This is a genomic window from Monashia sp. HAY1-2A (assembly GCF_056755315.1).
Genome location: NZ_JBNDHY010000883.1, coordinates 1 through 229 on the forward strand (window position 1 = coordinate 1; position 229 = coordinate 229).

The following is a 229-nucleotide window of genomic DNA, read 5'->3' on the forward strand; positions in this document are numbered from 1 at the left end:
CCACCCCGCCCCCCCAGATTACTACGCGTCTTGGGGGCTCGGAGAGGTGGATAAGAGACAGGTCGAGGCTCGCGACGCGCAGCCGACGGTCGGTCCACACGAGGCCATGGCGTCACAGCACGGGCTCGAGCAGCGAGTAGTCGCTGGAGTAGGCCAGCACCGCGGCGTGCAGCAACGGGTCGTCCGGGAGCCGGTCGACGGCCCGCATCCACACGTGGTTGCTCGCGAC

The 229-nt window shown here is 69.4% G+C and carries 1 pseudogene; it reads right to left on the reverse strand.

What is annotated here, in order from left to right:
• Positions 1-115: 115 nt before the first annotated feature.
• A pseudogene (locus ACPYOM_RS24290) lies at positions 116-229 on the reverse strand (acyl-CoA thioesterase II); the annotation flags it as partial.